The 24388-nt window shown below is 56.0% G+C and carries 21 protein-coding genes; 14 read left to right on the top strand and 7 right to left on the bottom strand.

The window, feature by feature from the left end; genetic code table 11:
- Window positions 1-130: 130 nt before the first annotated feature.
- Window positions 131-3577: a transcription-repair coupling factor gene (gene mfd, locus ROR01S_RS12920; protein ID WP_032717210.1), complete on the bottom strand. Its 3447-nt coding sequence runs from the start codon at window positions 3575-3577 to the stop codon at window positions 131-133.
- Window positions 3578-4142: 565 nt separating this feature from the next.
- On the opposite strand from mfd, the gene lolC reads away from it, so the two are divergent.
- The 5 genes from lolC (at window position 4143) to cobB (ending at window position 9186) form a co-directional block, all read left to right on the top strand.
- A complete protein-coding gene (gene lolC / locus ROR01S_RS12915; RefSeq protein WP_015584636.1) occupies window positions 4143-5342 on the top strand; it encodes a lipoprotein-releasing ABC transporter permease subunit LolC in 1200 nt (399 codons plus the stop codon).
- Window positions 5335-6036: a lipoprotein-releasing ABC transporter ATP-binding protein LolD gene (gene lolD, locus ROR01S_RS12910; protein WP_004860555.1), complete on the top strand. Its 702-nt coding sequence runs from the start codon at window positions 5335-5337 to the stop codon at window positions 6034-6036. The genes lolC and lolD overlap by 8 nt, the downstream gene beginning before the upstream one ends.
- On the top strand, window positions 6036-7280 hold the full coding sequence (gene lolE, locus ROR01S_RS12905; protein WP_004860557.1) for a lipoprotein-releasing ABC transporter permease subunit LolE: 1245 nt from the start codon (window positions 6036-6038) through the stop codon (window positions 7278-7280). Before lolD ends, lolE begins: the two co-directional genes overlap by 1 nt.
- Before the next feature lie 155 nt (window positions 7281-7435).
- The gene (gene nagK, locus ROR01S_RS12900) at window positions 7436-8347 is read left to right on the top strand and encodes an N-acetylglucosamine kinase (RefSeq protein ID WP_004860559.1); all 912 of its coding nucleotides are present in this window, start codon (window positions 7436-7438) and stop codon (window positions 8345-8347) included.
- Window positions 8348-8361: 14 nt separating this feature from the next.
- Window positions 8362-9186 (top strand): Sir2 family NAD+-dependent deacetylase, encoded by an 825-nt coding sequence (cobB, locus tag ROR01S_RS12895; protein ID WP_004860561.1) that lies wholly within the window; start codon window positions 8362-8364, stop codon window positions 9184-9186.
- Window positions 9187-9368: 182 nt separating this feature from the next.
- Here cobB and ROR01S_RS12890 read toward each other — a convergent pair whose 3' ends face one another.
- The gene (locus tag ROR01S_RS12890; RefSeq protein WP_004860563.1) at window positions 9369-10331 is read right to left on the bottom strand and encodes a sugar-binding transcriptional regulator; all 963 of its coding nucleotides are present in this window, start codon (window positions 10329-10331) and stop codon (window positions 9369-9371) included.
- Window positions 10332-10366: 35 nt separating this feature from the next.
- A complete protein-coding gene (locus ROR01S_RS12885; protein ID WP_004860565.1) occupies window positions 10367-11161 on the bottom strand; it encodes a triose-phosphate isomerase in 795 nt (264 codons plus the stop codon).
- A gap of 245 nt (window positions 11162-11406) precedes the next feature.
- Between ROR01S_RS12885 and pdxA the strand changes: the two genes are divergently transcribed.
- The 7 genes from pdxA (at window position 11407) to tkt (ending at window position 19146) form a co-directional block, all read left to right on the top strand.
- Window positions 11407-12414, top strand: coding sequence for a 4-hydroxythreonine-4-phosphate dehydrogenase PdxA (gene pdxA / locus ROR01S_RS12880; protein WP_064359566.1), 1008 nt, complete (start codon window positions 11407-11409; stop codon window positions 12412-12414).
- 36 nt (window positions 12415-12450) lie between these two features.
- Window positions 12451-14169 carry a four-carbon acid sugar kinase family protein gene (locus tag ROR01S_RS12875; RefSeq protein WP_004860572.1) on the top strand — a complete coding sequence of 573 codons (1719 nt, stop codon included), beginning with the start codon at window positions 12451-12453 and terminating at the stop codon, window positions 14167-14169.
- A gap of 92 nt (window positions 14170-14261) precedes the next feature.
- Window positions 14262-15281: a 2-keto-3-deoxygluconate permease gene (locus ROR01S_RS12870; RefSeq protein ID WP_004860575.1), complete on the top strand. Its 1020-nt coding sequence runs from the start codon at window positions 14262-14264 to the stop codon at window positions 15279-15281.
- A gap of 1 nt (window position 15282) precedes the next feature.
- The gene (locus tag ROR01S_RS12865; protein ID WP_032717213.1) at window positions 15283-15657 is read left to right on the top strand and encodes a PTS glucitol/sorbitol transporter subunit IIA; all 375 of its coding nucleotides are present in this window, start codon (window positions 15283-15285) and stop codon (window positions 15655-15657) included.
- Between the two features lie 28 nt (window positions 15658-15685).
- Entirely contained in the window at window positions 15686-16144 is a 459-nt protein-coding gene (rpiB, locus tag ROR01S_RS12860; protein ID WP_004860583.1) for a ribose 5-phosphate isomerase B, read from the top strand.
- 30 nt (window positions 16145-16174) lie between these two features.
- Window positions 16175-17125, top strand: a complete 951-nt coding sequence (tal, locus tag ROR01S_RS12855; protein WP_004860586.1) for a transaldolase — start codon at window positions 16175-16177, stop codon at window positions 17123-17125.
- Window positions 17126-17199: 74 nt separating this feature from the next.
- Window positions 17200-19146 carry a transketolase gene (gene tkt, locus ROR01S_RS12850; RefSeq protein WP_064359556.1) on the top strand — a complete coding sequence of 649 codons (1947 nt, stop codon included), beginning with the start codon at window positions 17200-17202 and terminating at the stop codon, window positions 19144-19146.
- Window positions 19147-19250: 104 nt separating this feature from the next.
- Here the strand turns inward: tkt and ROR01S_RS12845 are convergent, their stop codons facing one another.
- Genes ROR01S_RS12845 through ROR01S_RS12835 form a run of 3 tightly spaced genes read right to left on the bottom strand, consistent with a single transcriptional unit; the run spans window position 19251 to window position 21001 of the window.
- Window positions 19251-19541: a pentapeptide MXKDX repeat protein gene (locus ROR01S_RS12845; protein WP_064359555.1), complete on the bottom strand. Its 291-nt coding sequence runs from the start codon at window positions 19539-19541 to the stop codon at window positions 19251-19253.
- A gap of 49 nt (window positions 19542-19590) precedes the next feature.
- On the bottom strand, window positions 19591-20337 hold the full coding sequence (locus tag ROR01S_RS12840) for a molybdopterin-dependent oxidoreductase (protein ID WP_439951161.1): 747 nt from the start codon (window positions 20335-20337) through the stop codon (window positions 19591-19593).
- Between the two features lie 52 nt (window positions 20338-20389).
- A complete protein-coding gene (locus ROR01S_RS12835; protein ID WP_064359553.1) occupies window positions 20390-21001 on the bottom strand; it encodes a cytochrome b/b6 domain-containing protein in 612 nt (203 codons plus the stop codon).
- Between the two features lie 144 nt (window positions 21002-21145).
- On the opposite strand from ROR01S_RS12835, the gene ROR01S_RS12830 reads away from it, so the two are divergent.
- Together ROR01S_RS12830 and ROR01S_RS12825 are read left to right on the top strand one after the other, a co-directional pair.
- Window positions 21146-21865, top strand: a complete 720-nt coding sequence (locus ROR01S_RS12830) for a response regulator transcription factor (RefSeq protein WP_064359552.1) — start codon at window positions 21146-21148, stop codon at window positions 21863-21865.
- Window positions 21866-22170: 305 nt separating this feature from the next.
- The gene (locus tag ROR01S_RS12825) at window positions 22171-23808 is read left to right on the top strand and encodes a long-chain fatty acid--CoA ligase (RefSeq protein WP_064359551.1); all 1638 of its coding nucleotides are present in this window, start codon (window positions 22171-22173) and stop codon (window positions 23806-23808) included.
- Between the two features lie 24 nt (window positions 23809-23832).
- On the opposite strand, the gene ROR01S_RS12820 is transcribed toward ROR01S_RS12825, so the two are convergent.
- On the bottom strand, window positions 23833-24354 hold the full coding sequence (locus ROR01S_RS12820; RefSeq protein WP_080636359.1) for a methyltransferase: 522 nt from the start codon (window positions 24352-24354) through the stop codon (window positions 23833-23835).
- Window positions 24355-24388: the final 34 nt, after the last annotated feature.

Raw genomic sequence — 24388 nt, 5'->3', positions numbered from 1 at the left:
GATTATCGCGCGGGCATCTGTGGGGAAACCCTGGTGAATTGCAAAATGTTTGTAAAGTTTACCGGGTGTGACCGCGACGGAAGAAAAACAGGCGCGGAAGACGGCGACGGGCACCGTCTCCGCGCTGCGATTATGCGGTCGCGTTCTCTTCTAACTGACGCATAAACTGGCGAACCCACTCCATCCGCGTTTTACGCTCGCCAAGATCCTGCATGAACTTCAGTCGCGTCGGACCATCCAGGCGGAAGTGCTGTGGCTGTTTTTGCAGCAGGCCAATCAGCCATACCGGGTTGACGTTGTTCTTTTCATTGAACTCAATCACGCCGCCTTTCTCATTACCCTCCAGCTTCCGGATACCCAGCTTCTGCGCCTGTTGACGCAGGCGGGCGATATCCAGCAGGTTTCTCGCCGCATCCGGCAGCGGGCCGAAGCGGTCAATCAGTTCGACTTTAATCTCTTCCAGGTCGTGCTCATTCCTGGCGCTGGCAATCCGCTTGTAGAACGAGAGTCGGGTATTCACATCAGGAATAAAGTCGTCCGGCAACAGTGAAGGCATACGCAGCTCAACTTCAGTCTGCTGGCTGGTCAGATCCTCAAGCGAAGGTTCGCGTCCGGCTTTCAGCGCATCGACAGCATTCTCCAGAAGCTCCATATAGAGCGAAAAACCGATGGTGGTCATCTGCCCGCTCTGATCTTCGCCCAGCAGCTCGCCGGCACCGCGGATTTCCAGGTCATGCGTAGCCAGCGCGAAACCGGCGCCGAGATCCTCCAGCGAGGCGATGGCTTCCAGACGCTTTTGCGCATCGGTGGTCATCGCTTTCGGGTGCGGCGTCAGCAGCCAGGCATAGGCCTGATGATGCGAGCGGCCAACGCGTCCGCGCAGCTGGTGCAGCTGAGCCAGACCGAAATGGTCCGCGCGCTCGATGATAATGGTATTGGCGGTCGGGATATCGATCCCGGTCTCAATGATGGTGGTACAGACCAGCACGTTAAAGCGCTGGTGGTGGAAATCATTCATCACCCGTTCCAGCTCGCGCTCGCGCATCTGCCCGTGACCGATGGCAATACGTGCCTCCGGCACCAGCTCCGCGAGTCGATCCGCCGCTTTCTGGATATTCTCCACGTCGTTATAGAGGTAGTAGACCTGGCCGCCGCGCAGCACTTCACGCAGAATCGCCTCGCGAACCACCAGCGAGTCATACTCCCGGACGAAGGTTTTCACCGCCAGACGGCGGGCGGGCGGCGTGGCAATAATGGACAGATCCCGCATTCCGCTCATCGCCATGTTCAGCGTTCGTGGGATCGGCGTGGCGGTCAGCGTCAGAATATCGACGTCGGCACGCATCGCCTTGATTCGCTCTTTGTGGCGAACCCCGAAGCGATGCTCTTCATCGACGATCAGCAGCCCAAGGTCGCGCAGTTTGACTTCGCTTTGCAGCAGCTTATGCGTGCCGATAAGAATATCGATTTTACCCTCGGCGGCCTGTTCAAGAATCTGCGCCTGCTCTTTCGCGCTGCGAAAGCGTGACAGCATTTCAATGCGTACCGGCCAGTTGGCAAAGCGGTCGCAGAAATTATCGAAGTGCTGCTGCGCGAGCAGGGTGGTTGGCACCAGGACCGCGACCTGCTTGTGGTTCTCCACTGCCAGGAACGCGGCACGCATCGCTACTTCGGTTTTACCGAAGCCGACGTCGCCACAGACCAGGCGGTCCATGGCCAGCGGTTGACACATGTCGCTGAGAACGGCGTTAATTGCCTGCGCCTGATCCGGCGTGGTCTCAAACGGGAAACCGTCGCAGAATAGCTGGTACTGTTCGCGATCGTGCTTAAAGGCAAAGCCCGATTTCGCCGCGCGCTGGGCGTAAATATCGAGCAGTTCCGCCGCCACGTCGCGCACTTTTTCCGCCGCTTTCTGCCGCGCGCGCGCCCAGGCATCGCCACCGAGTTTATGCAGCGGGGCGCTCTCTTCTGCCCCGCCGGCGTAGCGGCTAATCAGATGCAATGATGACACCGGCACATACAGTTTGGCATCGTTGGCGTAGGTCAGCATCAGGTATTCCCCTTTGATGCCGCCAGCTTCCAGCGTGGTCATACCGGCATAACGACCAACGCCATGCTCCAGGTGCACCACCGGCTGGCCGATATGCAGTTCCGCCAGGTTACGGATTAAGGTGTCGGGGTTAATGGTGCGGCGTGAATCCTGGCGACGACGCGCCACGCGCTCGCCCAGCAGGTCGCTTTCGCAAATCAGTGCCAGATTACGCGGGCTATCGATAAACCCGTGTTCGGCGGCGCCAATCATTAAATAGCGGCCGTTGCCGGTGGCTTCTTCCAGCCGCAGAATATGTTTCGGCGCAATTTTGATGCGCGCCAGCACTTCGCCCAGCGCCTCCCGGCGACCTTCGCTCTCAACCGAGAAAATAACCGGGCCGTTAAAGGCTTCGAGGAAACGACGCAGATTGTCCAGCGGCGCTTTGTTCTGTGCCTGCACCGAAAGGTCCGGCAGCGTTTGATAGCCGAGGTTAATATTGGCGGCTTTCTCGGCCAGACGCTCCGTTTTTAACTGAATACGCGGCCATTTTTTCAGCTCGCTGAACAGTTCGTCGATCCGCAGCCAGAGCTGTTCCGGCGGCAGCAGCGGACGCATCGGGTCGACGCCGCGGCTTTCGAAACGGGCGCGGGTTTCGTTCTGAAAACGCCCGGCGCTGGCTTCCAGATCGCCGGTATTGACGATCAGGGCGTTTGCCGGGAAGTAGCTGAACAGCGGCGGCAGCGGCTCACTGAAAAACAGCGGCTGCCAGTATTCAATCCCGGTCGGTAAGGTCCCTTTGCTGACCTGCTGATAGATATGTTCGGCGTCCCGCTTGACCTCAAAACGGTCGCGCCACTGGCTACGGAACAGCTCAATCGCCGCCTGATCGGTCGGGAACTCATGTGCGGGCAGCAGATTAATGGCGGCCACCTCTTCCAGCGTACGCTGGCTGTCGACGTCGAACAGGCGCAGGCTGTCGATTTCATCATCGAAGAAGTCGAGGCGGTAGGGTTGTTCGCTACCCATCGGGAACAGGTCAAGCAGGGCGCCGCGGGTGGCGTACTCCCCGTGTTCCATTACCTGATCCACATGGCGATAGCCGGCGCTGTCCAGCTGAGTGCGCAGGGCGTCACGCGACAGACGCTGGCCTTTTTTCATCACCAGCGCGTGTCCGTGGAGGAAATTATGCGGACAGACGCGCTGCATGAGTGTGCTGACCGGCACGATCAGCACGCCGCGCTGCATGGTGGGTAATTGATAGAGAGTGGCGAGGCGGGAAGAGATAATGTCCTGATGCGGCGAGAAGCTATCGTAAGGTAGCGTTTCCCAGTCTGCCAGGCCCGTCACCATGCTGTCGGTAAACTGGCGAACTTCATCGTTCAGGCGCAGGGCATTTTGCATATCGGGGGCGACGAGTATAACCGGCCCACCGTGGCGCTCGGCCATTTCCGCAACCAACGTGGCACAAGCCGCGCCGGTTAATTCACCGAGGTGCCGCTGTTCGCCGGGCTTGACCGGCAGTGTGTATCGGTATTGTTGAGGCATAGCTGTTATCAGGATCCCTTCTTGATTCGCTCGATATGTGTACCCTAAATATTTCGAATTGCTGCTCAAAAACACCTCAGGCATTGTTGAACAGCGCTTGCACTGACCCCGAAGGGACAAGGCCACAGGCCAGGTTACGCGGCAAGTGAGCGACAAATTCGTCAGGAACGAACCTGAACAGTCGACGATGCCTCTGGCGAGGGACAAAGTGGTCCCTCATTTTGCCGATTGCGACCCGATGAGCTTACGCAGGTAAGTGATTCGGGTAAACCAGCGTCGCCAATGCACATGCAGCTTGAAGTATGACGGGTATATAAGGGCAAACCGCTAATATTCAATGTTGATGATTATCCGCGATTGACCCGTATTCGCCAACCTGATTGACGGTGAGAGGACCCGCCACGGGGAAAGATTCTGATAGATATGCGCTGACTAATCAAATATCCATTTGATTTATCTTTACTTTTTTCTTATTACGCGACAAAAACTTACCGTTTCAGTGATTTACGCGTTGTGCTATGCCATATATACTCGTGCATCGGCTATCAGCAACCAGATGGATTACATGTACCAACCTGCCGCACTCTTTATCGGCCTTCGCTACATGCGCGGGCGCGCAGCCGACCGCTTCGGTCGTTTCGTCTCCTGGCTATCCACCATCGGCATTACGCTTGGCGTGATGGCGCTGGTGACCGTGCTTTCGGTCATGAACGGCTTCGAGCGCGAGCTGCAGAACAACATCCTGGGGCTGATGCCGCAGGCTATGATCAGCGCACAGCAGGGCTCGGTGAACCCTCAGCAACTGCCGGAAAGCGCCATCAAATTACAGGGCGTTACGCGTATTGCGCCATTAACGACCGGCGATGTGGTGCTGCAAAGCGCCCGCAGCGTCGCAGTTGGCGTGATGCTGGGTATCGACCCGACGCAAAACGATCCGCTCACTCCCTATCTCGTTAACGTGAAGCAAAGCGATCTTCAGGCCGGGAAATATAACGTTATTCTGGGCGAACAGCTTGCCGGTCAGCTGGGGGTCAACCGCGGCGATCGGATTCGGGTCATGGTGCCCTCAGCCAGTCAGTTCACGCCAATGGGGCGGGTGCCCAGCCAACGACTGTTTAACGTTATCGGCACCTTTGCCGCCAACAGTGAAGTGGACGGCTATCAGATGTTGACCAATATCGACGACGCCTCGCGCCTGATGCGCTACCCGCTGGGTAACATTACCGGCTGGCGTCTGTGGTTGAGTCAGCCTTTGCAGGTGGATACTCTCAGCCAGCAGGCGCTGCCGCAGGGAACGAAGTGGCAGGACTGGCGCGAGCGGAAAGGCGAGCTGTTCCAGGCCGTGCGTATGGAAAAAAATATGATGGGCCTGCTGCTGAGCCTGATCGTGGCCGTTGCGGCGTTTAATATCATTACCTCGCTGGGGATGATGGTCATGGAAAAACAGGGCGAGGTGGCGATTTTGCAAACCCTGGGGCTAACCCCGCGACAGATTATGCTGGTCTTTATGGTCCAGGGGGCCAGCGCCGGGATCGTCGGCGCTTTGCTTGGCGCCGCATTCGGCGTACTGCTTGCCAGCCAGTTAAATAATTTAATGCCGATTATCGGCGCGTTCCTTGACGGCGCTGCGCTGCCGGTCGCAATCGAGCCTTTACAGGTGACGATTATCGTTCTGGTGGCCATGGTGCTGGCATTGTTATCAACGTTGTATCCTTCCTGGCGCGCTGCCGCCACTCAACCCGCTGAGGCTTTACGTTATGAATAAGATCCTGCTGCAATGCGACAATCTGTGCAAACGCTATCAGGAAGGCACTGTGCAAACCGACGTGTTGCACAATGTCAGCTTCAGCATTGAGGAAGGGGAGATGATGGCGATTGTCGGTACCTCGGGTTCCGGGAAAAGTACGCTGCTCCATCTGCTCGGCGGACTGGATACGCCGACCTCCGGCGATGTGATCTTCTCCGGGCAGTCGATGAACCGGCTCTCTGCGGCCGCGCGAGCCGACCTGCGTAACCGTGAACTGGGTTTTATCTATCAGTTCCACCACCTGTTGCCGGATTTCACCGCCCTTGAAAACGTGGCAATGCCGCTGCTGATTGGCAAACAGAAAGCAGCGGATATTGAACGTCAGGCTAAGGCGATGCTGCATGCCGTGGGGCTGGAACACCGCAGCAACCACCGCCCGTCAGAGCTATCCGGCGGCGAGCGCCAGCGGGTGGCGATTGCCCGGGCGCTGGTCAACAAGCCGCGGCTGGTGCTGGCGGATGAGCCGACCGGTAACCTCGATGCCCGCAACGCCGACAGTATTTTTCAGCTGCTGGGGGAACTGAACGTTGCCCAGCGCACCGCTTTTCTGGTGGTGACCCACGACCTGCAACTGGCCAAACGGATGAATCGCCAGCTGGAGATGCGTGATGGCCATCTGGACGCGGAACTGACCCTGATGGGGGCCAGGTAATGACTTCTCCGTTATCGTTATTGATTGCCCTGCGTTTTAGCCGCGGGCGGCGGCGTGGCGGCATGGTGTCGCTGATTTCGGTGATTTCAACCATCGGGATTGCGCTCGGGGTGGCGGTATTGATCGTCGGCCTCAGCGCAATGAACGGTTTTGAACGTGAGCTGAACAACCGCATTCTGGCCGTGGTGCCGCATGGCGAAATCGAGCCGGTGAAGCAGCCGTGGACCAACTGGAACGACGCGCTGGCGAAGGTGGAAAAGGTTAAAGGGATCGTTGCCGCGGCGCCGTATATTAACTTCACCGGGCTGGTGGAGAGCGGCAGCAACATGCGCGCCATTCAGGTCAAGGGTGTCGATCCGCAGCAGGAAAGCCGCCTGAGTTCCCTGCCTCAGTTTGTTCAGAATAACGCGTGGGCTAATTTTAAAGCCGGCGAACAGCAGGTCATTCTCGGTAAAGGGGTGGCGGATGCGCTGCACGTGAAGCAGGGCGACTGGGTTTCCATCATGATCCCCAACTCTGACGCCGAACATCAGCTCCTGCAGCCGAAACGCGTCAGGCTGCATGTGACCGGGATTTTGCAGCTCAGCGGCCAGCTCGATCACAGTTTTGCGATGATCCCGATGAGCGATGCCCAACAGTATCTGGAGATGGCTGGCAGCGTGACCGGGATTGCGATTAAAGTTACCGATGTGTTCCACGCCAACACGCTGGTGCGTGATGCCGGCGAAGTGACCAACAGCTACGTTTACATCAAAAGCTGGATCGGGACTTACGGTTATATGTATCGTGATATTCAGATGATCCGCGCCATTATGTACCTCGCGATGGTGCTGGTGATCGGCGTGGCATGCTTTAACATCGTTTCCACCCTGGTGATGGCGGTGAAAGATAAAAGCAGCGATATTGCGGTACTGCGCACGCTCGGGGCGAAAGATGGCCTGATCCGCGCCATTTTTGTCTGGTATGGTTTGCTTGCCGGTTCGGTCGGGAGCCTGATTGGCGTGGCGATCGGCGTCATTTGTGCGCTGAATCTGACGTCCATCATCAACGGCCTCGAATACCTGATCGGGCACAAATTCTTGTCCGGCGACATCTATTTTATTGACTTCCTGCCGTCTGAACTGCACTGGCTGGATGTTATTTATGTGCTGGTGACGGCACTGTTGCTGAGTTTGCTGGCCAGCTGGTATCCCGCCCGCCGCGCCAGCCGCATAGACCCGGCGAGGGTGCTGAGTGGCCAGTAATTCAGTGGATTGCGGGGGATGAACTCGTAGGTCGGGTAAGGCGAAGCCGCCGCCTGACATTGCGCCCGCTGGCGCTTCGCTTGCGCGGACCTACAAGAACTTCTGTCGTCCACTCTTTACGTCCTGACCTTTTCGGTCAGTAAAGAGGAATTGCTATGTACTACGGATTTGACATTGGTGGCAGCAAAATAGCGCTGGGCGTGTTTGATAGCGCGCGGCGATTGCAGTGGGAAAAACGCGTTGCCACGCCGAAGGAGAGTTATGCCGACTTTCTGCAGGCGGTAGAGGCGCTGGTCCATGAAGCTGACAGCCGCTTTGACTGTCAGGGGACGGTGGGGATTGGGATTCCGGGAATGCCGGAAACTGCGGACGGCACGCTGTATGCCGCCAACGTTCCCGCTGCCAGCGGTCAGTCGCTGCGCAGCGATCTGAGCGCCCGGCTCGGGCGTGAAGTCCGTCTGGATAACGATGCCAACTGCTTTGCTCTCTCCGAAGCCTGGGACGATGAATTTACGCAATATCCGCTGGTCATGGGGCTGATTCTCGGTACCGGAGTGGGCGGCGGCCTGGTCCTCAACGGTAAATCGATTACCGGACATAGCTATATTACCGGTGAATTTGGCCATATCCGGCTGCCGGTGGATGCGCTGGAGGTGGTGGGACGTGATTTCCCGCTCACCCGCTGCGGCTGCGGCCAGCTGGGCTGCATTGAAAACTATCTCTCCGGCCGCGGTTTTGCCTGGCTCTATGAACATTTCTATCAACACACCCTGACTTCACCCGACATCGTGGCGCTCTGGCAGCAGGGCGATGCGCGGGCGCGTGAGCACGTCGAACGCTATCTTGACCTGCTGGCGGTCTGTCTGGGTAATATTCTGACTATCGTTGATCCGGATCTGCTGGTGCTTGGCGGAGGATTGTCTAACTTTACTGCCATAAGCGAAGGGCTGGCGCAGCGCCTGCCGCGACATTTACTTCCGGTTGCCCGGGTACCGCGTATTGAACGTGCGCGCCATGGCGATGCCGGAGGTATGCGCGGTGCGGCCTTCCTTCATTTGACTCATTAACCACAGGGGGAGCTATGTTGTCGCGCCGCTTACACCGATTGAGCCGTTTTCGTCGCAATAAACGTCGCTTGCGTGAACGTCTGCGCCAGCGGATTTTTTTTAAAGAGGATAAGGCGGCTGTGGAAACAGTAGATAAACCCAGGGTTGTGGTGCTGACCGGGGCCGGCATTTCGGCGGAGTCAGGTATTAAAACGTTTCGCGCGGCCGATGGTTTGTGGGAAGAGCACCGGGTGGAAGATGTGGCGACGCCGGAAGGCTTCGCCCGCGATCCTGCGCTGGTGCAGGCATTTTATAACGCCCGTCGCCGGCAGCTGCAGAGCCCCGAGATAGCGCCGAATGCGGCACATCAGGCGCTGGCGCGGCTGGAAGCGGCGTTGGGCGATCGATTTGTGCTGGTCACCCAGAACATTGATAACCTGCACGAACGCGCGGGAAACCGCCGGGTGATTCATATGCACGGCGAGCTGTTGAAGGTGCGCTGTTCGTGGAGCGGACAGGTGCTGGAGTGGACCGGAGACGTCACGGCGGAAGATAAGTGCCACTGCTGTCAGTTCCCGGCGCCGCTGCGCCCGCACGTGGTCTGGTTTGGGGAGATGCCGCTGGGGATGGATGACATTTACAACGCGCTGGCCGATGCCGATATCTTCATCGCCATTGGCACTTCCGGGCACGTTTACCCGGCGGCAGGTTTCGTGCACGAAGCCCGTCTGCAGGGAGCGCATACCGTGGAGCTCAACCTCGAACCCAGCCAGGTCGGCAGCGAATTTGCCGAAAAACACTACGGTCTGGCGAGCGAGGTTGTACCGGCATTCGTCGACCGGCTGTTGAAAGATCTCTGATTCCGTCGCGCGATGGCGTTGATTGCCGGGCGCGAAAGACACCAGGCCGCTCTATGTTTTTCATAGGCGGCCTGTTTCATATCGGCCCGATCGTTCCCGCCGGGTATGACAGCAGAGCAGGCGGCAAACCGGAGCAACGGCCAGCGCTCCCCGGTTATGCAGGCCGCGCCACGCGCCACGTTTTATAACGCTTTGTGCATATTGATGACCGCGCGGGCGTTGGACGCGCTGGTGGCGAGGACATCGATGACGCCAGTGCGCAGGGCGCCGAGTATCGCCGTTGCTTTGGTACTTTCCGAGGCGATGGCAATGACGCAGGGGATGGACCGCAGTTGTTCAAGACTCAGGCCGATAACCCGATCGTTCATAACGGTATCGACCGGTTTCCCCTGGATATTGAAAAAACTGTATCCGGCGATATCTCCCACCACTCCCTGATCCTGCCGGGCTGTCGCAATCTCTTTGGGGGAAAACCAGCCGAGCTGAACCATAAAGCTGTTCTCATTCATATCGCCGAGACCAATTATCGCAACGTCAGCTTTGCTGGCCTGCTCAAGGGTCGCTTTGATGAGGCGGTTTTGCATAAATGCCGCTCGCAACTCCGGAGTTTCAACATATGCAGGGGCGTAGAGCGTTTCACTGAAGCCGTTAAACTTACGTGCCAGGTTACGGCTGATGTGATCGGCATCTATGAGCTGGTTGTCGCGTTTGGTTCCGCCGATTCCACAGATAAAACGGCAGTGCCGCTCCGGGAAGATCCCAACGTGGTTGGCGACGGCAGCCACATTGCGCCCTTGTCCGACGGTCACCGTCATATCATTCTTTAAGATGCCGGCAAGGTAGTTACTGACCAACGCCGCCACCTGCTGACGCTGTTCGTCTTCATCATGGTGGTCCAGGGCGATTAAGGCGCGTTTGATGCCGAAATGGGAAATAAACTGCTGCTCTATCTGCGAGCTAAAGACCGGGTGATATTTCACGCTGATCTCCACAATCCCTTCCTGTCGGGCTTTTTTCAGCAGCCGACCGACTTTAATCCGTGAAATGCCGAATCGCTGGGCAATCTCTTCCTGAGTTTGTTCCTGGTCATAATAGGCCACGGCAATTTCGGTCAGCAGTGCATAATCTGGGTCTTGTTCAGTCATCGTTTGGTGTTTCCATCTCTGATGTCCGCCTAATATTACTGCGACTTAAGAATAAATTCCTGTGTAACGCGTTGAACGATTTCACAATAGCCAGTGGCGTCCCAGGCCGCCCGGCCAATGAAGAGACCGTCGACATCCTCTTGTTGCAGTAATTCCACCGCATTTTGCTTGTTAACGCTGCCGCCGTAGAGCAGGGGGATTTGCAGCCCGGTTTCCTGACCAAAAAGTTCACATAGCCCCTGGCGTAGCGCCCGATGGATCTCTCCTGCTTGCTCCGGACGGGCCGGCGTACCCTGTTCGCCAATCGCCCAGATTGGTTCATAGGCAACAAGCGTGTCTACAACCTGCTGCCGGCTTAAGCCATGAAGGGCGATTTTCATCTGACGGACGACCGTTTCGCGCGAGACCTGCCAGCTTTTCTCTTCGGCGCTGTCGCCAATACATATCAGCGGACGCAAGCCATGACGCAACGCGCTATGGACCTTTCTGTTAATGGCGGCGTCGGTTTCGTTGAAGGCACCGCGTCGTTCGGAATGACCGAGCTCAACAAGCGTCGCTCCCGCTTCCAGCAGCATGTCTGCGGATATTTCACCTGTCCATGGACCGCTGTCGGCTTCATGCATATTTTGCGCGCCGGTCAGACAGCGAATATGTCGCTCCTGCAAATAGCGGCTGACCGGATGAATGGCCGTAAAAGGAGGGATGACAAAAGGCTGAATATCCGGATGAACAACCTGCCCCAGACGCTGCGCCAAAATCTCGCACCATTGCATCGCTTCGGAAAGCGGCTTGTTCATCTTCCAACTGGTGCCTAACCAAATTGTCTTCATCTTTCGTTCTCCATCGTAAGTAAATCAATGCGTTGTGAACATGGTTTATTCACCGCTGTGAAAGATTGAACTTTTTATCACTGTGTGAACATATGTTAGATCACATTTTTTTATTAAATAATTCGGTTGATTTTTTTATGTGACAAAGATCACCAATATCTTCTTAATCCTCAGGTAATGTTTTGCTCATATGATTAGCAAGTGAACATATGAACAAAATGACGTTCAACTACGAGAGGCCCACGATGTCACAAGAAAAAAAACCTGTTGTCGCAATCACTATCGGCGATCCTGCTGGGATCGGCCCGGAGATCACCGTTGCCACCATGATGGATAAAAGCGTGTATGACGAGTGCCAACCTTTTCTGATTGGATCGATCCCCATTGTCGCCCGGGCGATGAAGATCATGGGATGTGATTTTGCGTTGAACAAAATCACACACCCGGAGGAAGCGCTGTATCGCTGGGGAACCATCGATGTGATGGAAACCGGCGATTACGATTGCGACAGCATTGAATGGGGAAAAGTGCAGCAGTTGGCGGGAAAAATGTCGCTAGATTATGTGATGAAATCCATCGAATTAGGTAAAGCAGGCCTGATTGATGTGGTCTCGACGGCGCCGATTCATAAAGAAGCGATTAAGCTGGCAGGCTGTAAATTACCGGGTCATACCGAGATCTATCAGGTTGAAACGCAGTCAGATTATGGCCTGACGATGTTTCATGTTCAAAAATTGCGGGTGTTCTTCGTCAGTCGCCATATGGCGTTGAAAGCGGCGTGTGATTATGCCAACAAAGAACGCGTGCTGGCCTGCGTACAGCAAATTCACCATGAGTTCACCACCCTCAAAATTGCCAATCCGCGTATCGCGGTTGCGGCGCTTAACCCGCACGCTTCTGATAACGGCCTGTTTGGTCACGAGGAAGCGGACAACCTGATTCCGGCGGTGAAGGCGGCGCAGGAGATGGGAATCAATGCGATTGGCCCGGTTCCGGCGGATTCGGTATTCCATCTTGGCAAGCAGGGACGTTATGACGCGATCCTTTCCCTGTACCACGACCAGGGGCATATCGCCTGCAAAACCCTCGACTTTGAACGCTCCATTACTATCACCTTCGGCCTGCCGTTTATGCGCAGCTCCGTTGACCACGGGACCGCTTTCGATATTGCCGGTACTGGCAAAGCAGGAACCGTCAGCATGCTGGAATCGACGCTGGTCGCGGCGCGTTACTGGAAAATGAAACATCAATAATCGCGGGCGTTAATGCGAATCAATGAGGACAAAGAGATGGAAAAGCATCTGTTGATTAGCAAAGGCAGTAAAGGCTGGGGTGGGCCGCTGACGATTGATATCCATCAGAGCAAAAAGATTGCTTATATCACCGGGGGATTGGTTCCCCCGGTTGTTGAACGACTGAGTGAGCTGACCGGCTGGCCTTCCGTTGACGTCTTTAAGAACGGCGAGCCACCGGAAGACGAAATTGGTTTGATGGTTATTGATTGCGGCGGTACGTTGCGCTGTGGGCTCTATCCGAAACGGGGTATTCCGACTATCAACCTGCATCCAACCGGTAAAAGCGGTCCGCTGGCGGAGTTTATTCATGAAGGCATCTATGTTTCCGGCGTGACGCCGGCCTGCATCGAAATGGTCTGGCCGCAAGGGGAAGGCGGTAAGCTGGGGATCGTCGCCGACGATCTGACCGGTGCAACCACCGTTGGGGTATTACTGGCGCGCAGCGGTTTAAAAACCGCCGCGTTCTTCGATACCGAATCCTTCGCTCGCAATGAGGTGGAGTATCCGGCGATGGTGGTCAGCAGCGACAGCCGTCCTCTGCCGAAAGCGGAAGCCCAGCAGCAGGTCAGCGCCGCGGTGAAACAGCTGCAGACCCGCGGCGCGCACTACTTTACCAAGCGTATCGATACCACCCTGCGCGGCGGCATAGGTTTTGAAATCGACGCCATGCTGGAGCAACTGCCGCTGGAAACGGTTGCCGTTGTGGTGCCGGCTATGCCGCAGTCGCGGCGTATTCTGGTTGGCGGCTACTCGGTGATTGACTCCGTCGCGCTTTCACGCACAGATGTGGCACGCGATGTACGCACTCCGGTTACCGAGTCCTGGGTGCCGGGGCTGCTGGCGGCGCAGACTCATCATCAGGTTGGACATATCGCGCTGGCCTCGGTGATGAAAGGCGAGGGGCAGTTGCAGGAGGATCTCCAGGAACAGCAGCAGCGCGGCGTGCGGGTGATTGTGGTCGATGCCATTACCGTGGAAGATGTCGATGCGATTGCCGGGGCGGTGGTTGCGCTGAACTGGAACGTACTGGCGGTCGACCCGGGCCCCTTTACCGAACGACTGGCGGTGCGTCGTGGCCTGATGCGGGAGACGCGAAGTAGCGTATCAGCGACGACGGCAGCGGAAAGCCAGCGCGGATCGATTCTTGTGGTTGCCGGCAGCGCAACGCCGGTGACGAAAAAGCAGCTCCAGCATCTGATCGCCAATGATGAAAGGGTTTGCCACATCCCCGTTGACGCCGAGCTGTTGGTCGACAGGAAAAACGCCGCTGAAATCGAAGTTAATCGCGTGGTACAGCATGCCCGGCAGTGCGTACCGGCGCAGCAGAACGCCATATTCGTTTTTGAATCAGCGTTAACCGGACGACTGCTGGATCTACAGGAAGAAGAACAGCGCTTTGGTCTGGCGCACGGTCAGGCTGCGAAAAATATTAACCAGGGATTGGGGAATATTGTCCGTGAAGTGCTTAGCTGCGCGTCGGGAGAAATTAAAGGTCTGTATATGACCGGTGGCGACACGATGGTGAATGTTCTTAAAGAACTCGGCGCCACGGGAATTGAAATGATTGACTATGTGATACCGCAAACCGATATGGTGCGTATTATCGGCGGCGATTATGCCGGCCTGATTTGCATTGGCAAAGGCGGTTTAACCGGGCCGGAGGATATTATTAGCACCATTGTCGAAAGAATTTATAAAGAAGCACAGCAATAATTAATAATTCATATAAATAAAAATCGGCGTAATGGTCGTCTGGGTAGTATTGCGTCGTTATCTCTGTCAAATCATAATTTATGAGTTACCCTATGAACATAAATATACTTGAAAAGATGAATAAGGTGCCAGGCGGTTTAATTATTATCCCACTGCTTGCGGCGATTTTTATTAATACCCTGGCCCCCGAAGTGCTGGGCATCGGCGGCCCGACAACCGCATTATTCAAAGTCGGTTCCAGCGCGATGATGGGGATTTTCCTACTCATTTGCGGCACCTCGATTAATATCCGTCAGGCCGGGCTGCCGCTTTATAAAGGTGCGGTACTGCTATTCCTTAAATGTCTCGCCGGCGCGCTGGCAGTGTGGGCTGCGGGGGCGCTGTTCGGCCCTAACGGTTTCCTCGGGATTTCCACGCTGGCGCTGATTGCCTGTTTAACCAGCTCCAACAGCTCGCTGTATATCGCGCTGTGCAGCAACTACGGCGATGCCAGCGACGCCGGGGCGATCTCCGTCTTCTGCGTCAAGGACGGCCCGTTTGTTACTATGATGGTGCTGGGGGTCAGCGGCCTGGCCAATATTCCTTTCGCCGCGCTGCTGTCGATGCTGATTCCGCTGCTGATTGGGATGCTGTGGGGCAACCTTGATGAGCGCTTTAAACAGCTGTGCGCCGCCGCTCAGCCGCTAATCATTATTATTATGTCGTTTGCTATCGGCGCCAATTCCAGTATCAACACGGTATTTACCGCCGGTCTGTCGGGGATCCTGCTCGGCATTATCTCTGCGGTGACCGGCATTGTGTTCTATTTTATCTACAACCTGTTCCTGAAGAAGAAAACCGCGCTGGGAGCCGCGCTGGGTACGACGGCAGCCAGCTCGGCGCTGACGCCAGCAATGGTCGCTCAAGCCGACCCCTCGCTGGCGATGTACGTTGATGCCGCCACCGCACAGCTGGCGACGGCGAGCATCATCACGATGATTACCGCGCCGGTACTGGTGGCCTGGTTTGATAAACGTCTGAAAAAGCGCGCGCCGGTGGTTGAACCGGTGAAAGAAAAGAGCAGTGAAGAGAAGGTGGCATTATCTTCTCATGCCGCAAAAGGAAACAAATAATATGACTGTGCCGTTGTATTCATTACTTATCACGGCTGTCGGGGAGTATGTTGAAAACTATCTGCAGGAACAGAAGCTAATCTTATTCTCTGAGCCCGTTCCTGACGATATTGCGATGTATTGCGCGGTACACCGGGGCAGTGAGCTAACGGCTGAATTATCACCCGGGCAGATAATGAAAATAAATCAGGCTATTTATCGGGTGACGGCGGTAGGTAGTGTTGCAACGGCAAATTTAAAACAGCTTGGCCATATCACTTTAAATTTTGATGGTGCTGCAACGGCTGAATTACCGGGGATGGTACATCTGTGTGGTCAATCACCACATGATATCCAGCGTGGTGACCGAATATCTTTCTATCAGGATCTAAATTAAGACCTGGAGCTAAATTAAGGAAATTATCATGAAAACAATCGCTATTGGTGCGGATGATGCCGCCTATGCTTTCCGCGACGCTATCGTCGCTTATCTGAATGGGCTCGGGATGAAGGTCGCGGATTACAGCAGCGATAAACGCCAGGGCAGTACGGTCTATCCGGATGTTGCTCATGCGGTGGCGATGTCGATAAAGCAGGGCGAGCACGATCGCGGCATCCTGATTTGCGGCACCGGTATTGGGATGAGCATTGTGGCGAATAAAGTACCGGGAGTACGTGCCGCCCAATGCCACGATACTTTCTCCGCCGAGCGGGCGCGCAAAAGTAATAACGCGCAGATTATTACCCTTGGCGCGCGCGTGATTGGCCCGGAGCTGGGCAAAAAAATTATTCAGGCCTGGCTTGAATCCGAATATGAAGGCGGCGGCTCCGCGTCAAAAGTGGAGCGTATCGACTATTACGAACACCAGCACGCCAGAGATTAATATCCGCAGTCGTAATATAAGGAACAGACTATGAGCCAGTTAGACGAGCTGAAAAAATATACCACCGTGGTGGCCGATACCGGTGATATCGAATCGATTAAAAAGTTTGCCCCGCAGGATGCCACCACCAACCCTTCGCTGGTGCTGAAGGCCGCGCAGCTCCCGCAATATCAGGCGCTGATTGCCGACGCAATCGGCAAGGCGCGTCAGCAGGGCGGCAGCGCAGAAACCCAGCTGATTAACGCCTGTGATCAGGTCGCGGTGGATATCGGCACTGAGGTGCTACGTCACGTGCCGGGGCGTATTTCTACCGAAGTCGATGCCCGTTTTGCCTGGGATCGCGGGATGTGCGTGTCGAAAGCGCGCAAGCTTATCCAGATGTATGCAAAGAACGGCATTGGGCCGGAGCGCATCCTCATCAAACTCGCCGCCACCTGGGAGGGCATTCGCGCCGCAGAGGAGCTGGAGCAGAGCGGCATCAACTGTAATCTGACCCTGCTGTTCTCCTTCGCACAGGCGCGGGCCTGCGCCGAAGCGGGCGTCTTTTTAATCTCGCCGTTCGTCGGGCGTATTTATGACTGGTATCAGAAAAACCAGCCGCAGGCTGAGTATCAGGTCGACAGCGATCCGGGCGTGGTTTCCGTGCGCCAGATTTATCAGTACTACAAATCTCACGGCTACGACACCGTGGTGATGGGGGCTAGCTTCCGCCGCATTGAGCAGATCCAGGCGCTGGCGGGCTGTGACCGTCTGACCATCTCCCCGGCACTGCTCGATGAGCTGGCCGCCAGTGCAGGGACGCTGAGTCGCCAGCTGGCGCCAGGCTGCGTCACGGAAACTCGCCCCAGCCCGATGACGCAGGCGGCGTTCCTCTGGCAGCATCATCAGGATCCGATGGCGGTGGAAAAACTGGCGGAAGGTATCCGGCTGTTCGCCGTCGATCAGGTCAAACTGGAAAACCAGATTCAGCAGATGCTGTAAGGGCAGGGAAAGAAGCTCATGAACACCACGAAAACCCCCGCCGTCTGTGCGCCAACGCGCTGCGTGCGCTGAGCATGGACGCGGTACAGAAAGCCAAATCCGGCCACCCCGGTGCCCCGATGGGGATGGCTGACATTGCGGAGGTCCTGTGGCGGGACTTCCTGAGACATAACCCGAACAACCCGGCCTGGGCCGACCGCGACCGCTTTGTGCTGTCCAACGGCCACGGCTCGATGCTGATTTACAGCCTGCTGCACCTCACCGGTTATGATCTGCCGATCGAAGAGCTGAAAAACTTCCGTCAGCTGCACTCTAAGACGCCGGGCCACCCGGAAGTGGGCTACACCGCTGGCGTAGAAACCACCACCGGCCCGCTGGGTCAGGGGATTGCTAACGCTGTGGGCATGGCTATCGCGGAAAAAACGCTGGCCGCGCAGTTCAACCGTCCGGGCCACGATATCGTTGACCACTTCACCTACGCCTTCATGGGCGACGGCTGCATGATGGAAGGGATCTCTCACGAGGTCTGCTCCCTGGCCGGTACCCTGAAACTGGGTAAACTGGTGGCGTTCTATGATGACAACGGTATCTCCATCGACGGTCATGTGGAAGGCTGGTTCACCGACGACACCGCTAAACGTTTCGAAGCCTACGGCTGGCACGTGGTGCGCGGCGTTGACGGTCACGACGCAGACGCCATCAAACGTGCGGTAGAAGAAGCGCGTGCGGTCACCGACAAACCGTCCCTGCTGATGTGCAAAACCATCATCGGTTTCGGTTCGCCGAACAAAGCCGGTACCCACGATTCCCACGGCGCGCCGCTGGGCGATGCAGAGATTGCGCTGACCCGCGAACAGCTGGGCTGGAAATTCGCGCCGTTCGAAATCCCGTCTGAAATCTACGCACAGTGGGATGCGAAAGAAGCCGGTCAGGCGAAAGAAGCGGCCTGGAACGAGAAGTTCGCTGCTTATGCGAAAGCCTTCCCTCAGGAAGCCGCAGAATTTACCCGTCGCATGAAGGGTGAAATGCCGGCTGACTTCGACGCCAAAGCCAGTGAATTTATCGCTAAGCTGCAGGCTAACCCGGCGAAAATCGCCAGCCGTAAAGCGTCGCAGAATGCGATTGAAGCGTTTGGCCCGCTGCTGCCGGAATTCCTTGGCGGCTCTGCTGACCTCGCGCCGTCCAACCTGACTCTCTGGTCTGGTTCGAAAGCGATTAACGAAGACGCCGCCGGTAACTATATCCATTACGGCGTGCGTGAATTCGGCATGACCGCGATCGCCAACGGGATCGCTCTGCACGGTGGTTTCCTGCCGTACACCTCCACCTTCCTGATGTTCGTGGAATATGCCCGTAACGCGGTGCGTATGGCGGCGCTGATGAAACAGCGTCAGGTGATGGTCTACACCCACGACTCCATCGGTCTGGGCGAAGATGGCCCGACGCACCAGCCGGTAGAGCAGGTGGCGTCCCTGCGCGTGACCCCGAACATGTCCACATGGCGTCCGTGTGACCAGGTGGAATCGGCGGTGGCGTGGAAATATGGCGTTGAGCGTCACGACGGCCCGACCGCGCTGATCCTCTCCCGTCAGAACCTGGCGCAGCAGGATCGTACTGCAGAGCAGCTGGCGAACATCGCTCGCGGTGGCTACGTGCTGAAAGAGTGCGCCGGTCAGCCGGAGCTGATCTTCATTGCCACCGGCTCTGAAGTGGAGCTGGCGGTTGCCGCGTGGGACAAACTGACTGCCGAAGGGGTGAAGGCGCGCGTGGTCTCCATGCCGTCTACCGACGCGTTCGACAAGCAGGATGCGGCGTACCGTGAATCGGTGCTGCCGAAAGCGGTCTCTGCTCGCGTGGCCATTGAAGCCGGCATCGCCGACTACTGGTTCAAATACGTCGGCCTGAATGGCGCTATCGTTGGCATGACCACCTTCGGTGAGTCTGCGCCGGCAGAGCAGCTGTTCGAAGAGTTCGGCTTCACCGTCGACAACGTGGTCGCGAAAGCGAAAGCGCTGCTGTAGTCATAGCGTCGCAGAACGCGCGGGCTTTGGCTCCATGAAATGAAAAGGGGGTTACCTGACCAACCGGCAGGCAACCCCTTTGACCTCGTCGCCGGGCGGCGCGGTTATTGTTTACCCATCGCGTCTTTGCCCATTTTGTCTTTCGACATTGAATCTTTGGCCATACCATCTTTGCTCATGGCGTCCTTGCTCATACTATCCTTCGACATAGCGTCCTTTGACATCCCATCTTTCGACATACACTCTTTTTTCATGCTATCTTTCGTGCAGTTGTGAGACATCTTACCCATATTATCTTTGGCCATGTTATCTTTCGCCATATTATCGTCAGCGTAGACGCTGGATATACCGAAAAATAAAGCAGAGCACATCAGTAAGGTATTCATTTTTTTCATTTGGTAATTCCTTCATGTTGTATAAATAACGGATGATGACGGCCATAAATTAACTACCCGCGAACCAGTTATAACCCTGGTCTTCCCAGTAGCCGCCGGGGTAACGATTGGTCACTTCAATCGCCATAATATGTTTCGGGTTTTTATAGCCGAGCTTGGTTGGAATTCTTAACTTCATCGGAAAACCATATTTACGCGGCAATAGCTGGCCATCGTAGGTTAATGCAATAATCGTCTGGGGATGGAGCGCAGTGGCCATGTCAATACTGGTATAATAATTATCAGCACAGCGAAAACTGACGTAGCTGGCGCGCAGATCGGCACCGATCCTTTTGAGGAAGAGGGCAAAAGGAACCCCACCCCATTTACCAATGGCGCTCCATCCTTCCACGCAAATATGCCGTGTGACCTGGCTGACCTGCACCATTGTATGGAGTTCGGCCAGTGTCCAGGGGCGTTTGTCCGTTACTAATCCCGTAATTTCAAGGCGATAATCGCTGGCATCGATCGTAGGCGCCTGATCCTCGCTATAAAATGCATTAAACGGGAAAGGGCGAGCGATCCTACTTTCGGGATAAACCGGCGCAAGGTTATCAGGATTAAATAACCAGTGTTGAATACGATCGTTAAATCGGGAGATCTGGCTTAAGGTTTTTTCGACCTCGCTGTTATTGCTGATATCGCAACCGGTTAACAGCATCAGGCCGCCAAAGGTTAATCCCTGCCTGATAAAGCGGCGGCGGCCTTCCGATGAGAGCTGCTTGTTAATTTCCCGGCTCGCCTCCTGAACGACGATTGTCTTGTCGGCTGCGGAGAGTAAATTTTTATGATTGTTCACTGTATTTTCCTTATCGTCCGCGGAGTATCGCCAGTAACGTTTTCGGGACCAGCAGCACCATCAGCAGATGAATAACGACAAACCCCATCAGTGCGGACATCGCCAGGAAATGAATCACCCGTGCATTGTCATATCCCCCGAGTAAGGTTCGTAGCAGCGGAAACTGCACAGACTTCCAGATAACCAGACCGGATAGCGCCAGAATAATGCTATCGAGCATGACGAAGAGATAGGCCAGTTTCTGGACGTAGTTATAATGGCCGGGATTGTCATGTGTCAGCCTGCCGCGTAATGCGGAAATAAAATCGTGAATGACCCCTCGTGGCGACAGCGGCCAGAATTGTTTTTTTAAGCGTCCGCTGACAACATTCATCAGCAGGTAAAATACACCGTTAAGAGCAAATAACCACATTGCTGAAAAATGCCATTGCAATGCGCCGGCCAGCCAACCGCCAAGAGTCAGTGCATCCGGAATATCAAAATTAAACAACGGTGATGCGTTATAAATACGCCAGCCGCTGGTCACCATAATTAATATCGAAAGCGCATTGACCCAGTGGCAAATTCTTAACCACAAAGGATGAACGATAGCGGGTTTCACCTGACCTGAGGGGCTGTTCATCATGATATTCCCGGTTATTGCGTTAATCACAGTGTGGCCTGAATCTGTTCGCCGATGTATCACGAAAAGTTAAATTAAATGTGATAACTCGCGATGCAAATGTCGTATAGACTTTCTCTGAAAGCGATCAATAAGGCGGCAGCGATGAAGCCCAAAAAAGTGTTAATTATTGAAGATGATGAAAATATCGCGGAGCTTCTGCAGCTACATTTATGCGAAGAGGGCTATGAAATCAGCCATGCTGCTGAAGGCGTCGGTGGGCTGGCGATGGTCAGGCAGGGCGGCTGGGACGCGCTGATCCTCGATCTGATGTTACCGGGCATCGACGGTCTGGGGATCTGCCGGCATGCCCGCACTATGGCAAGCTACATGCCGATAGTGATAATCAGCGCGCGCTCAAGTGAAGTCCATCGTGTCCTGGGGCTGGAGCTCGGGGCAGATGACTACCTCGCGAAACCCTTTTCAATGCTTGAACTGGTGGCGCGAGTGAAGGCGCTCTTCCGCCGTCAGGAGGCCATGACCCAGAATCTGATGCAGGACGCCGGCATGTTGCATATTGACCGGCTGGCCATCGACCCGCTTGCGCGCGAAGCGCGCCTGCGCGATCTCCCGCTTGACCTGACGCCGCGCGAGTTCGACCTGCTGTGGTTCTTTGCCAGGCATCCCGATAAGGTCTTTTCCCGCATCAGCTTGCTCAACCAGGTCTGGGGCTATCAGCATGAAGGGTATGAGCATACGGTCAACACGCACATTAATCGGCTGAGGATGAAAATAGAAGATAATCCGGCGGAGCCGGAGTTTATCCTGACGGTTTGGGGAAAAGGCTATAAATTTACGGCCCCGTACCCCGAGCCTGGCCGCTGAAACATTCCGCCGGCGCGAGTCGAATGCGGCGCGAGTACCACTCGTACTTTCTTCGCTGCGCGCCGCTGTCCCGCTCGCCGTTCACCGGCCTCTCTTCTGCCGATAGCGCGCGCTGTCGCGGCGGGTGAAAAGCCATTTCCCATCACATTCCCCGCCGCCAGACGAGAATTGTTGTGCGTGAACGCTAAATTTTGCACATCTGTTTTGGTTGGCTGCCCGGGTTGTTGCCAGATTTAGTGAGAGTTCGCGTGCACACCGGACCGCATCACTTACACAACATATCAGCCAGTCGCGGAGTATCAGTCATGCATCCACCGATGATGTATCAGGATTTAACGACCCGGGCGCTCATTGAACATGCCGCGCGATATCATAGCGATACGGGAATTGTCTCGGTCGGGACGTTGGGGGGAAGGGAGTACAGTACCTGGGGAGAGGTGGAGGATAACGCCCGGCATCTGGCCTCCGCCATGCATCGGCTGGATCTCCCGGCAGGCGCCCGCTGCGGCACGCTGGCGTGGAATAATCGCCGTCATCTGGAAATCTATTTTGGCATCAGTTCTGGGGGATGGGTGACGCATACCATCAATCCACGCCTGTCCGCGGAACATCTCGCCTTTATCATCAATGATGCCGCGGACGAGATTCTGTTTTTCGACTACACCTTTCTGCCGCTTATCTGCGCGCTGCGGCCCCAATTGCCAACGGTAAAGCATTTTGTTCTGCTGGCGCCGCGGAATGACGAAGCGCTCGCCGCGCTGGACGCGCTGCTGTTTTTTGATGAGCTGGTCGCTGAAGCGGATCCGGCGTATCGCTGGCCCGAGGTGAGCGAAGATTCTCCAGCCTCGCTGTGCTATACCTCCGGGACCACGGGGAAGCCGAAAGGGGTGCTGAATACCCACCGCTCGCTGGTACTGCATACGCTGAGCGGCAATCAGCCGGATGCGGCCGGTATATCGGCACAGGACACGCTGCTGCCGGTGGTGCCGATGTTCCACGTCAATGCCTGGGGCACGCCTTTTATTGCCGCGATGGCGGGCGCTCGCCTGGTTCTGCCGGGGCCGAATCTGGACGGCGACAGCCTGCTGCGGCTGCTGAGCGAAGAGCAGGTCAGCGTCGCCTTCGGCGTTCCGGTCATCTGGGCCGGTTTGCTTGCCGCGCTGCGTAAATCGGATATTCGCCTGCCGCATTTTAAACGATCTTTTGTCGGCGGGTCGGCGCTGCCGCCGTCGATGATTGAAGTCTTCCGCCGCGATTATGATATTGCGCTGATTCATGCCTGGGGGATGACCGAGACTTCGCCCATCGGCACCATCAACACGCCGCTGAGCAAACATAAGGCCCTGACCCAGGAGACACAGGAAAAACGGGGGCACGGTCAGGGACGCGTCATTTTTGGCATCGATCTGCGGGTGGTGGATGCGCAGGGCCAGACGCTGGCCAACGATGGCGAAAGTCAGGGCTATCTGCAGGTGCGCGGCCATTGGGTGGCGGCAAATTACTATGGTCGTCCCGATACGGCGTTGACCGATGACGGCTGGTTCGATACCGGCGATATTGGCACTCTTGATGAGAATGGCTACCTGGTGATTCACGATCGGGCGAAAGATATCATTAAGTCCGGCGGAGAGTGGATCTCGACGGTGGAGCTGGAGAATATTGCCCTTGCCCATCCGGCGATTCGCAGCGCGGCGGCGATTGCGGCGCAGCATCCGCGCTGGGATGAGCGTCCGGTGCTGCTGTGCGTCAGGGCGGAAGGGGGCGAAATTGAAGAGCCGGAGCTGCTGGCCTGGTACCAGGCACGGGTGCCGAAATGGCAGCTGCCGGACCGGATTCTGTTCATCGATGCGCTCCCCGTCAGCGCCACCGGTAAAGTCCTGAAAAACCGACTGCGCGCCGAGTTCGGTCAGATTCTGATGGCGGATGGGCGCGAGGCGGGCTAAATCGGTTTCTGGCCGCCCTAAGGTTTATGCCCCGTGAGCCAGGGGCATAAGCATTTTGCTTTCTCTGTAAGCGGCGAACAGTAAAAAAATGATGATATAAAGACAACAGATCAACGCCATCGCGCTGATGTAAGCCGGCAGGTGGGTGACGTAAATCAGGCTGCACGAGAGAATGACCAGAACGATGCCGGTATACATAGGGTGGGGAAGCCATCTAAAAATGCCGGTTCTGATAGCCGACACGCCGGGCAGATAGTAACCCGCCCAGGTATGGCACCGGCCTAAATCAAGTTTGCCTTTTATCATCAGGATATTACCGATCACGGCAATCGCCAGACATCCCCATTCAATCAGGCTAATGGTTGCCACCAGAGACAGGCTATAGCCAAAAATAAGGATCGGAACCAGCCACATGAACCTTAAGAGTTTGATCGCGGCGACAGGAAACAGAGGAGATGCCTCGGCCGGCTGCTTGCGCGGAATGATAAAGGCGGTAAATACGACCAGATTGAGCAGTGCCAGAAACAGCCATACCGTCGCCATCATGATTAACCTCGAGCCGGACATTCAGCGGTGTCAT

It is taken from the genome of Klebsiella ornithinolytica NBRC 105727 = ATCC 31898 (assembly GCF_001598295.1).
Lineage (GTDB): Bacteria > Pseudomonadota > Gammaproteobacteria > Enterobacterales > Enterobacteriaceae > Klebsiella > Klebsiella ornithinolytica.
Note: the sequence above shows the minus strand (reverse complement) of the source record. Positions and strands in the feature narration are given on the sequence as shown.